We start from the raw sequence: 9,550 nt of genomic DNA on the forward strand, positions 1-9,550 counted from the left end.
CCCTTTTTCCGGGGGGCCCAAATTTTTTGGGTTTTTTTTTACCCCCACCCCCGCCCCCCCCCGGGGGGCCCCCGGGCGCCCCACCGGGCCACCCCCAGGCCACGCGCCAATATATGATAAAGGACATTATCACACATACATAAAGCTTCTGGCCCCTCAGCATTCCAAAACAAAACAAACATCCTATAAAAAATTAATACTCTCTTGTTTTTTTAACTACATATCTATAAGATAACAGCATCTTAAAAGGAGGGTCAGATGGAAATATTTCAGCAGGTTCAGCTGGAGACAAAACTGGAAGAGTTGCTCCTCACCGGATCGACCTTCATTTCGTGGGCGCAGATTTATGGCTGGTACCGCGTCGCCAAAATCACAAAAGCGCCGTGGCGTGACATCGCCAGTCGTTGGGCCGTGATGTGCGAGCACCGCGGCTTTGATACTCCGTTGCCGTTAAAGGTATTTGGCAACACGAGCTCCGGTTTGGGCGGTGTGCGCCTAGTTCGCGAGTACGAGGAAATGTTTGACCATTCGCAAACCACGCTGGACGAACTAGCAGCCTGACCGGATAGCTGATAAGCGGGCAATCGCGATCACCACCGGTGAATCGGCGCATGCCATCACACGGTTACCCCGCTGTGGCTGGCAATTTCAATAGGGGATGGAGAGCTACAACGTGGGAAACGCTGTTGTTATCAAAAACGGGCATGCCCGTCGCATTGATTCGAAAGGGTCGGATAAAGGAACCGTCGGCGCTTCCAACGCCAAGGCCGCGGCGAGCGACGGGGAGCACATTGTCATCGTGTATAGCAATGGTAAGGCCCGACGGTATGACGCCAACACCGGTTCCGACAAGGGAAGCGTAGGGGCATCCGATGTCGCAGGATGCAACATTTCCGGAGGAATCATCATCCTTAGCTACGGAAACGGGAAATCACGTCGCTACGATGCCCGCACCGGCTCAGACAAAGGTGCGGTGTAACTCTATCCATCTATGGCCGAGCAGCCGTCGTCGCACGTCAGGGCGACAACGGCTGCCCAGCGAAAGGGTAGCTGCCGCGATCAGGCATTCGCAGGGAAGTGAGTGTCGATCGATGCTCGCGAAGTCCTGAGTAACGACCGCGCGAAACCAACCGACCAACCAAAGCTGCCGCACGGGGCATCGAGTCAGTTCACACTAAAGAGAAAAAATGAAACTGCGAATCGGGGATTTTTACTACGGCGCCGCATTGGCGCAGATCGCGGGCTATCCGGTTCTCACCCATGTCCACGGGGTAGACGGCAAGGAAGGCTACTTTCAAATCAACGACAACAAACGGCTTCTCATCAAGTACGCGACCACCGGCAACGGGACTTGGCGCTTTACCGTGCGCCCTGAGGATCTGGCAGTGCTGAGTGACCGCGCAGACTATGAAATCTGGTTTGCTCTCGTGTGTGGTGAATCGACCATTTGCCTGCTTGACGAGGACCAGTTGCAGTCCGTCGTTGACATAGAGTCGTCCACGAGCCAATGGATTTAGGTAACTTTCGAAGAAGGCAGCAGTATGAGGGTTGCCGGGTCGGTCTGCGCATTAAAGCATCGGGTGAGGCATAACGCCTTTCCCCATGACCTGTTGCTTCCAGAAGGCATAGAACCCAAGGGCTTTAGCTGGCCGCCGCTATGTCGGCTACAGTTCTATTCCACCTGGCCCGGAATCGCCCGCACAACAGAAAATCCATCCTTCGATCTCGCGGACGCGTTGGCGTGGAATATTGTCGGCCGGGACAAAAAAACCGTTTACATGAGCTTGCGCACGTTTAGCCCGGACTGGCAAGTATGGGATGACAAGACGCTGACCCGCGTTGAAGGTGCCATCGAATATGATCTGAATTTTGACGGATTCAAGGTTGCCATTGAACGACTTTCACCTCGCGTCTTCAACCACGGGAGGCGACGTGTAGCGCCGCCATGCTCTAGCGAGTTCATGTGGAAACTGACGATCTCGGTAATGCGCTAGCACAGGACCAACATCCGTGGCTCCGAGATCACCGGGCTGTACTGGCGAACTGGACATAAAACCTGATGTGCATGCCACGACCGTACGCTGTGGCGCAGACTAGGCGAGGCGAAATAACGTTCCGGCGCCTCGTTCTTCTCCCGATGGCCCGATGACCGCCCCGCACACCTCTGCACTTGATCCATTGATTAGTGGACGGTTGTGATACGTTGAAAGATTGACGGGATGCTTTACACGAAAGTCAACAACCCACTCTCTTTAGAACCTCAACTTGCACCTGTTCACAAATCGACCGTTTTCTTGACTAGCACTCGACACCCGCGTTTTCGGGTTGCCCGTGATGCCCGACGGGAAATAGACAAGCTCAAGGGCTTGCAGGCGTACGTGCGCTCGATCCGGCCGGACCTGCCGGCGTGCGCCCACTAGCTTGCTGCGCTTTGCGAATCTTGCGGTCCAGCCGCCGAGCCCCCTTCTCCAGCGCGTCAATCTGCCGGAGGAACGGGCGCATCTCATCCAGCAGCTGGGCCTCCCGCTCCTGAAGTTGCGGGACCACGTGCGTGTAATCCCACTCGTATTGTTTCAGGGCGAGCCGCGTATTGGACCACGCGCGATCAATCGGGTGCAGGTTGGCCCGCAGTTCGCGCAGCTCCTGCCAGATGGCTTTCTGCCGCCGCTGGTCGGCCTTGAGAAGGGCCATCCGCCGCAGTTCTTCAGCCAGTTCGGGGCTTATGGTCATGAACCGTGTCCGGTGGAGGAAGGATGGTCGAACCCCCGATCTTGGCGTTGCGAACGCCGCGCTCTCCCATTTGAGCCATCCTCCCATCAGGCGCAGTGCGCGTTAATCGTAATCCATCCCATGCCCGATTTGGGAATGACAGTTTTTTCCCACTGCGTAACGCCTCATATACCTACAAAAAACAAAAGCGGCCTCGCGATCACCGACAGGGACCGGCCGCCGTCAGGCGCAGTCCGGCCGAGATGGAATGGACACCGCCCTCCCTTCGGAGACGTCAAGCGCCGAGAGCTCGTTGTCGATCCGTGCCACCTCAGCACCGATGCCTGCGGCGACACAGCCCACCTCCTCCGGCAACGCCGACAGGTAGTCGATAGTCGGAGGGGTGCGTGTCTCAATAGCGTTAAGCATGATCGCACGGGGTCCGCGTCTTAGACCTATCTATCAGCGCTTCCGCCGCAACATGGCCCTAACGTTTTCCCGTGGCCGCCGCAAGGGACGCGCACGCAACGGCAGCTCGTCCGGTATCGCATACTCGCGCATGGTAGCGCTTCGTTCAGCAATTATCTGCAGCACCGCCGTTTCGATCGAATCTTTGTCCTCCGCGGGCTTTCTCGATTGAAGCCATGACGTCAGCAAGTTCACTCCCAACGCGCCGATGAGTGCCGGATAAATAAGCACCCAAAGATTATTGACCCGCAGACCTTCTTGGAGAGCGTCGTCGCTTATCCTGTGACGGGCGTTGAGTAGCTTCGCCATCACTTCGTAGTTCGAGAACGTTGAAGCGCTCATAACTGCGAAAGCTATTAGCGACAGGCCGACGAGCAAGGTTGTCAGATGGTAAGGCTTTGCTAACTTGACGCCAATCAATATGCCAATGGCCGCGATTAGCGACGCAATCCCGGTTGCATTCTCTAAGCGAACGATGTCCATTGCAACGCCCTTTAAATACAGTTTAACGGCATCGCCTCCAAATTCTTCATAGCAATCGCTTTGTTCCACGTCGGCCTAGGAATAACCATGAGCCTTGTTCCCACGGTCGTCGAAAGCGTTGCCGCAACAAATGCAGCGGACATCAGTTTTTCCAGGCGCATCCTCGTCGCCATTGCGGCGGCCGTGCTCTTCGGCCTGATCGGACTTGTGCCATTGCTTGGGACGAGCCGAAGTCGAAGCCAGCCCGCTCGCTTTGATTTCTCTTGATTTAGTTCAGTGCCCCCCTCTGTGCTCAGCGTGAAAAAGTGCTTGCCTGTTCTACCCATGTTTGACTTAAGCTGGGCCAACGCGTCGCAGGTGAAAAAGCGCAACATAGATACAGCTGAGCCACCATGGAAATCAATGAACAGAACGTTGCTACCCTCCGACGGACCATCGAACAGCGCATTAGAGATACGCCCGTGGATGCGAGGCAGCAGAAGGACTTTTACGTATTCAGCTATCCGCACTGGGTGGCTGAGTTCGCTCATATTACAGAAAATCGCGCGTGGACTACCAACACGGTTATCTTGGCAATGAGTGCCATGTATGCATGGATGCCGAAGACAGTAAAGAGCTACATTCCCAGCAACCTGGCCAAGCTGCCCAGCCTTCTGAATGAAGGCGCACCCGTAAGCGACATAATTCCAGTGGCGGCATGCTGTCTATCAAATTCCCTTGTGGCTGGCAGCAAATTCACCCATTGCTACAAGCCAGAGCAGGCACCGATACTGGACGCGACTCTCGAATCGTGGCTGTGGCCTGATACTCCATCCAAATTAGCCACTAGCGGCATCCGATTGACCCGGTATTCTGAGTGGATGGCCGCTATTGCCGCCGTGGCTGCAAAGCTCAAGCAAAAGGCTCGGCAGTGGGCGCGGAATGCGTTCGGGTACGACGTGTCAGACGTGCGGGCTATCGAGGCTCTATGCTTCTATACGGCTCGATGAACTGCGCCATGTCCGCGCTGGAGTTCTCGTCGATACCCGGTGCCGGAGTTCAATGAACACGCGCTGCCCGAGGCCCGATAGACGAGTGCAGAAGCATTGCCGGCCGCAGTAAAACCCAAGCGGGCACGTGATCACGAAGTGACACTGTCAATTCCCCGCGGCGTCACAGTTGACGCGGATCGACGTGTTGGCAGCGATGCCGTCCATCTTTCCAACGCTGGGCCGGGACTCAGGTCGAGCGTCTTCCGGAGCCCGACACGGCGCGTGGCATCGAGGCCGAACTGCTCGGCGTCTATATGATCAGAAAGCCCTACTGAGAACCACCGCCGACGCAGTTACCAGACGAGGTTGCGGGGCACGCCGTGCCCCCGCGACGCCACGACTGGAGCGCGACCACCGACTGCTTTGGGTCGGCTCTGACAGATCTGAGTGGGGCCTGCCAGGCTCGAGCACAAGCTAGTCCGCGTCGCGCTCGCAATCGGAGCGGCCGTCTGCCTCGCGCGCATCGTCTTTTCCCGCCCGGAACGCGGCAAACTCGATGCAGCCGTCCGGGCGTTAGATGCTGCTTCCGTCAGAGGCGTCGACGGCCTCGAGTATCAGCCGGCTCTCAGGGGCGAATGGACACGCTAGCCGTCAATGGTTTTTTCCAACGTCAGAAAACCAGCTGAGATCATTGATTGGGCCACAAAACGTCACCTTCGCGCTCGCGCCCTGTTGAAAAGAGGCCGACACCGCTGCTGACCGAAGGGTTCCGTTTATTCGGAGAGCCGCGCCGGAACCTGAGAGACAAAGATCATCGCACTCGCGCCCTGAACATGGAAGCGTGGGCCACTATGCGTCACCTTTCAACACTCGGGGCATAGCCACGATGACTAAACTAGGCACGGTATTGATTTTTCCTGTTCAAGGACTACTAGATGCCGAAGGGACGATGCATGACGCACGACCGCACGGCAGCCATAGACGGCGCCAGATAGGCGCCCGTTTAGAGCTTCGTTGGCGTGACCAAGAAGTCGCGACTGGACTCCCCCTTCGTCGGCGCGATCAAGCGTCCGACTGTTCGCAGAAGGTGAACCTGGCGCCTTGTGAGTGTGCCCCGAAACGGACGCCCGGTGGCGTAGTAGACCTTGTCGCCACGCAGCTCCACATCTTCTTCAAGCTCTGTCCGATCGAGCGCCAACAGACTGACCTTCTCGATTGCTTCCAGCGTCAACACTTGCACGCTGTCATCAGGCAGCGTAGTGGCCGGAATGCGGACTTCCGACGTTGGAAATTCATGGGGGCCGGCTGCGCCATTGTTGCTGCGCGTCATCGAAAGCTTCTGCGCCGCATGGCCATTGACTGCGTGCCAGGAACCTTCCTCGTTGCTTCGCGGTTCCTCCGCATCGGCGTTGACAAGCCTCGGCGCGGATGGCATTTGACGCGCATGTTCGGCGACCACGCTATGCGCGTGCTCCACGTGCCGATCCAGAACCTGCCGCTGTATCGCTGCACGCGCCTGGGCAACCTTTTTCACGTGTCGCGACACTTCCATAGTCGATTCCGCCCGCCTCTTCAGATCGAAAAAGTAAGTGCGAAGCGTGAGCGCTGGCAGGTCAAGACCGGCATCTTGCAGAATCCTGGCGATCGTATCGAAGGCCATGCCCCGTTCGCGCGCGGCGATCAAGGTGCTTAGCAATTGCTTCACCGCCTCCTTCTTCAGAAAGCGATCATCCGCCAACTCGCTGTATATTGCCTCCAGCAGCTTCTGGCGTGCGATCTCTATGTTGTTCTTTTTGATCGTTTTCGGCGTTGCCATTGTGTTCCTCTTCTCCTCCCGACTTTGGCGACCTGCGCCCATTTTTGTCGCTTGCGCCGTCCCCTGGCCGCCTTGATACCGAACGATGACCGGTTGACCTTGCGCTGGGGTACTGGCGAATGCACGGCGCTCGTGCAACGCGCACCGGTGTTGACCGATCTCCTGCACCAGGAAATGAGCGTTCTCAACGAGCACAGGTCCCACGTAGCGCTCGCCTTCTGCGATTGCATGCGAAAGATGGGCGCGGTGATCGAGGTTGCGGACCAACGCCTCGATGTCATCGCCGTTGCTGCTCACTGCGGGTGCAGGCGGATGTGACGTATACGTGTTCACCTGCGTCCCGCGCGACATCGATCTGACCGCTTCTCTCTCATCTTGAATCTGATTCTTCAGTTCGCGTAGCTTGGTGTTCTGGATAGTGATCCCGTGTTCGACCGCCATCCGAACGACGGGCCCCTTGAACGCAAAATCTCCACCGGCTATGCCAATGCCGTCCTGCCACTTCTCCGCACTGTAGCGGAGGCTCAGCAGCAGGGCATCGTCAGAAACACCCTTCTGACCGAACGTTACCCGCCTGCCCTCGTCGCGAAAAGCCGCATCGCCATGGAAACTCGTAGGTAACACAACCATTTTTCGCGACACGCCAGCCCAGCTCGGCAAAGTCCTCACGTAGGGATCGCTGTCTTGTGGCAGGGCCGGCACCATCGTTATTTTTGCGAGCATGTAGGCCTGCTGCTTTTGCGTGGGCGTAAGCGACGCATTGTGGCGGATCGCAGCCCGCTGTTGCGCATAGCGCTCGTGCAGGTTCTGGTACCGTTCGCGATCGTCGGCCGCGAAGGGCATCAACAGCTTGCGCGCTTCCGCCTGCAGATCGCGTGCAACTTTCTGCTCGAGTTTGAACCGGGCATGCAGCTCATCGCGCAAGGCCTTGCGCGCGAGCCGGGACTCGAGCCGTTTGCGTGGATCACGCTGATAGGTTCGCTTGGGTTCGACGTTCAGCTCGCTCGAGCGTGGCTCAAACGCCGCGAAACGTCCCTCGAGAGGCTTGCGCTTGAGAAACCTGAACGCCGCCGAGGCGCTGACAGCCAGCGGCTTGCCGCGCTTGCCCGGCACGTCTTCACTGGCATCCACGACCTTCAGCCCGCCTCCGCCGGCCTCGCGCAATTCCAAGCCGTGCAGCGCGAGCACGCAATGCACGTCCTGCCGGCCCGTCGTCTTCGCATCGTTCAGTACGCGCTTCAGGTCCGTGGCCGGCTCGCCTTTACACCACGTCTCCAGCGACTGCTCGCCGGACCACACCTCCGCCCGGTTTGCGCCGGGACAGGTGGGCACCATGTCGGGATCAACGTAGTCATCGTTGCGCACGATGTGCTTCTTGCCGTTGATTTCAACGACGTTGAAAGCGCCGTTGTCGTGACGCCAGTAATACCGAATCTCCACTTCGCGTGCGGCACGATGGAGCGTCAGATAATCGCGGTACGGATCGAACGCGCAGAACGTCTTCGGATGGACGCGATTGACCTCGATGTGAGCGTGCAGGTTATCGGTGTTCGCGTGTATCGCGACGATGTGTTGATGCTCGGTCAGCTTCCTCTCGCGGGCCTTCGCCTCGATGGCCGCCTTGTCCTCCGCCGTCATGCGCAGGCAAATCGAAACACTCTTCGCCGCTTCACTCTTTCCTGCCATCTTTTTTTCGTTGAAGTACGGGTCTCGGGGCGCAGCCCTGAGTTCAATGGAAAGGCCCAACGCGCGAAGGGTGCCGCAGGTAACCGAGCGCGCTGAGCCGGTCTATATGCGCGACTTGTCGCGTATATACATTCCCTATCCTGTCCTACAAGTTCTTCGCAAAACAGTAGACGTTGCAGTAGACGCTCACGTAGAAGATGCGGTGGACATTTGCGTAGGCGCTTTCATGCATGATCCTATACACGGTAGAGCGGACAAACGCGTAATCGATGCCGCTAACGCTGCGGTCGATCTCGGCGACAACGACGCGACTCCGTCTGGGAATACCGACACAGTCGACGACACGATGGAGATAATGGCGAGTGGTCCGCGCCATGTCCCAGCCACGTCATAGGTCCGGGTTGATGTCACGCTGCTGAAGGATCTCGGTGGACGACACGCCGGCGCGCTGCTCGTCCACCGAGTCGAGCAGCGCCTCATCCTCGAGTTGCTGCTGCTCGAGCAGACGGATCAGCACCATGATTTCGCCTTCAGCTTCAAGGGCCTGTAAGCGCTCGGGCTGATTAAACGCCCAGCGATCGGCAATGCGCCACGCCACGAGGTGATATGGATGGCGACGGATCGCCGCAAGGGTAGCCGGCGCGAGGACCTTTGATGCGATCGCCAACGGTGGCAAATTGCCTTCAATCATGACCTTTCTCCATGAGCGGTTTGATGTCGAGCGGGCCCAGCTTCTCGCGGGCCACCTGTAACTCCCAGCGCATCTGCAAACCGAGCCAGAACTCTGGCGTTGTGTCGGGAAATCCTGCGGCAAGCCTTAGTGCCATCTCAGGACTTACGCCAAATCGCCCGTTCAGCAGCTCAGAAAGGCACTTCCGGGTCACACCAAGTGCTTGCGCTGCTACGGTCACGGACAGCCGAGCCTTTGTAAGCCTAGGGCGTAACTGCTCGCCAGGGTGACGGTAGTCCGATGTCACGTGCTGCACTCCTCTTTGTTATCGTAACGTTACACGTTACAAAGCGGTCGTCAAGCGTTATAGTGATCGGGCGTTTCCGATAAAGCTGTTTTTCCAACGTCAGAAAAAAGCCGGCCAACGGTAACGCCGGCGACTCGGGACAAAAAGCCATGTTGCTGTTTCTTGACACGGAGTACACCGGTTTTGGTCAAATGCGGCCCAAGCTCATCAGCCTTGCACTCGTGGCTGAGGATGGCCGGCGCGAGTTCTACGTCGAGCTGACAGACACGTGGACACTCGACGACTGCACCGCGTTCGTGAAGCGCGAAGTGATTCCAGTGCTCAACGGCCCACGTATGCCGCGCGCCGAGGCCCGCGTCGAACTCCATGCGTGGTTGGAGCACGCCCCGCGTGCCGTCAAAGTTGCCTGCGACTCGGAAACCGACTGGCACTTCCTGCTC

At 57.9% G+C, this 9,550-nt stretch carries 12 protein-coding genes and 1 tRNA gene; 7 read left to right on the forward strand and 6 right to left on the reverse strand.

Annotation, left to right across the window (positions count from 1 at the left end; all coding sequences use genetic code 11):
• The first annotated feature begins 258 nt into the window (after positions 1 to 258).
• The 4 genes from P0D70_RS35705 (at position 259) to P0D70_RS35720 (ending at position 1,994) form a co-directional block, all read left to right on the forward strand.
• Positions 259 to 561, forward strand: coding sequence for a hypothetical protein (locus tag P0D70_RS35705; protein ID WP_408187978.1), 303 nt, complete (start codon positions 259 to 261; stop codon positions 559 to 561).
• Positions 562 to 673: 112 nt separating this feature from the next.
• Entirely contained in the window at positions 674 to 979 is a 306-nt protein-coding gene (locus tag P0D70_RS35710) for a hypothetical protein (RefSeq protein WP_408187979.1), read from the forward strand.
• A 208-nt stretch (positions 980 to 1,187) separates the two neighbouring features.
• On the forward strand, positions 1,188 to 1,517 hold the full coding sequence (locus P0D70_RS35715; protein WP_408187980.1) for a hypothetical protein: 330 nt from the start codon (positions 1,188 to 1,190) through the stop codon (positions 1,515 to 1,517).
• A 24-nt stretch (positions 1,518 to 1,541) separates the two neighbouring features.
• Complete coding sequence (locus P0D70_RS35720; protein ID WP_408187981.1) at positions 1,542 to 1,994, forward strand: hypothetical protein; 453 nt, start codon at positions 1,542 to 1,544, stop codon at positions 1,992 to 1,994.
• A 364-nt stretch (positions 1,995 to 2,358) separates the two neighbouring features.
• Here P0D70_RS35720 and P0D70_RS35725 read toward each other — a convergent pair whose 3' ends face one another.
• The 3 genes from P0D70_RS35725 to P0D70_RS35735 all read right to left on the reverse strand — a co-directional run bounded on the left by P0D70_RS35725 (position 2,359) and on the right by P0D70_RS35735 (position 3,729).
• Positions 2,359 to 2,730, reverse strand: a complete 372-nt coding sequence (locus P0D70_RS35725; RefSeq protein WP_408187982.1) for a hypothetical protein — start codon at positions 2,728 to 2,730, stop codon at positions 2,359 to 2,361.
• Between the two features lie 13 nt (positions 2,731 to 2,743).
• Positions 2,744 to 2,811: transfer RNA gene (locus P0D70_RS35730), tRNA-Ala, on the reverse strand.
• A 360-nt stretch (positions 2,812 to 3,171) separates the two neighbouring features.
• Positions 3,172 to 3,729 carry a hypothetical protein gene (locus tag P0D70_RS35735; protein ID WP_408187983.1) on the reverse strand — a complete coding sequence of 186 codons (558 nt, stop codon included), beginning with the start codon at positions 3,727 to 3,729 and terminating at the stop codon, positions 3,172 to 3,174.
• 18 nt (positions 3,730 to 3,747) lie between these two features.
• On the opposite strand from P0D70_RS35735, the gene P0D70_RS35740 reads away from it, so the two are divergent.
• Both P0D70_RS35740 and P0D70_RS35745 read left to right on the forward strand, forming a co-directional pair.
• A complete protein-coding gene (locus P0D70_RS35740; protein WP_408187984.1) occupies positions 3,748 to 3,927 on the forward strand; it encodes a hypothetical protein in 180 nt (59 codons plus the stop codon).
• A gap of 125 nt (positions 3,928 to 4,052) precedes the next feature.
• Positions 4,053 to 4,649, forward strand: coding sequence for a hypothetical protein (locus tag P0D70_RS35745; protein ID WP_408187985.1), 597 nt, complete (start codon positions 4,053 to 4,055; stop codon positions 4,647 to 4,649).
• 985 nt (positions 4,650 to 5,634) lie between these two features.
• Here the strand turns inward: P0D70_RS35745 and P0D70_RS35750 are convergent.
• The 3 genes from P0D70_RS35750 to P0D70_RS35760 all read right to left on the reverse strand — a co-directional run bounded on the left by P0D70_RS35750 (position 5,635) and on the right by P0D70_RS35760 (position 9,119).
• A complete protein-coding gene (locus P0D70_RS35750; RefSeq protein ID WP_408187986.1) occupies positions 5,635 to 8,133 on the reverse strand; it encodes a KfrB domain-containing protein in 2,499 nt (832 codons plus the stop codon).
• Positions 8,134 to 8,521: 388 nt separating this feature from the next.
• Entirely contained in the window at positions 8,522 to 8,824 is a 303-nt protein-coding gene (locus tag P0D70_RS35755; RefSeq protein WP_408187987.1) for a hypothetical protein, read from the reverse strand.
• Positions 8,817 to 9,119: a HigA family addiction module antitoxin gene (locus tag P0D70_RS35760; protein ID WP_408187988.1), complete on the reverse strand. Its 303-nt coding sequence runs from the start codon at positions 9,117 to 9,119 to the stop codon at positions 8,817 to 8,819. Before P0D70_RS35760 ends, P0D70_RS35755 begins: the two co-directional genes overlap by 8 nt.
• A 140-nt stretch (positions 9,120 to 9,259) precedes the next feature.
• Here P0D70_RS35760 and P0D70_RS35765 point away from each other — a divergent pair.
• Positions 9,260 to 9,550, forward strand: a 291-nt coding sequence (locus tag P0D70_RS35765; RefSeq protein WP_408187989.1) for a 3'-5' exonuclease family protein, incomplete at its 3' end; no start/stop codon positions are given.

The sequence above is a fragment of the Paraburkholderia sp. RL17-381-BIF-C genome (genome assembly GCF_046026435.1).
Classification (GTDB): Bacteria; Pseudomonadota; Gammaproteobacteria; order Burkholderiales; family Burkholderiaceae; genus Paraburkholderia.

Excerpts from the sequence above, each read along its gene's own strand:
- P0D70_RS35715 (WP_408187980.1), top strand. The coding sequence starts at position 1,188 with ATGAAACTGCGAATCGGGGATTTTTACTACGGCGCCGCATTGGCGCAG.
- P0D70_RS35720 (WP_408187981.1), top strand. The coding sequence starts at position 1,542 with ATGAGGGTTGCCGGGTCGGTCTGCGCATTAAAGCATCGGGTGAGGCAT.
- P0D70_RS35725 (WP_408187982.1), bottom strand. The coding sequence starts at position 2,730 with ATGACCATAAGCCCCGAACTGGCTGAAGAACTGCGGCGGATGGCCCTT.
- P0D70_RS35755 (WP_408187987.1), bottom strand. The coding sequence starts at position 8,824 with ATGATTGAAGGCAATTTGCCACCGTTGGCGATCGCATCAAAGGTCCTC.
- P0D70_RS35705 (WP_408187978.1), top strand. The coding sequence starts at position 259 with ATGGAAATATTTCAGCAGGTTCAGCTGGAGACAAAACTGGAAGAGTTG.
- P0D70_RS35750 (WP_408187986.1), bottom strand. The coding sequence starts at position 8,133 with ATGGCAGGAAAGAGTGAAGCGGCGAAGAGTGTTTCGATTTGCCTGCGC.
- P0D70_RS35745 (WP_408187985.1), top strand. The coding sequence starts at position 4,053 with ATGGAAATCAATGAACAGAACGTTGCTACCCTCCGACGGACCATCGAA.
- P0D70_RS35740 (WP_408187984.1), top strand. The coding sequence starts at position 3,748 with ATGAGCCTTGTTCCCACGGTCGTCGAAAGCGTTGCCGCAACAAATGCA.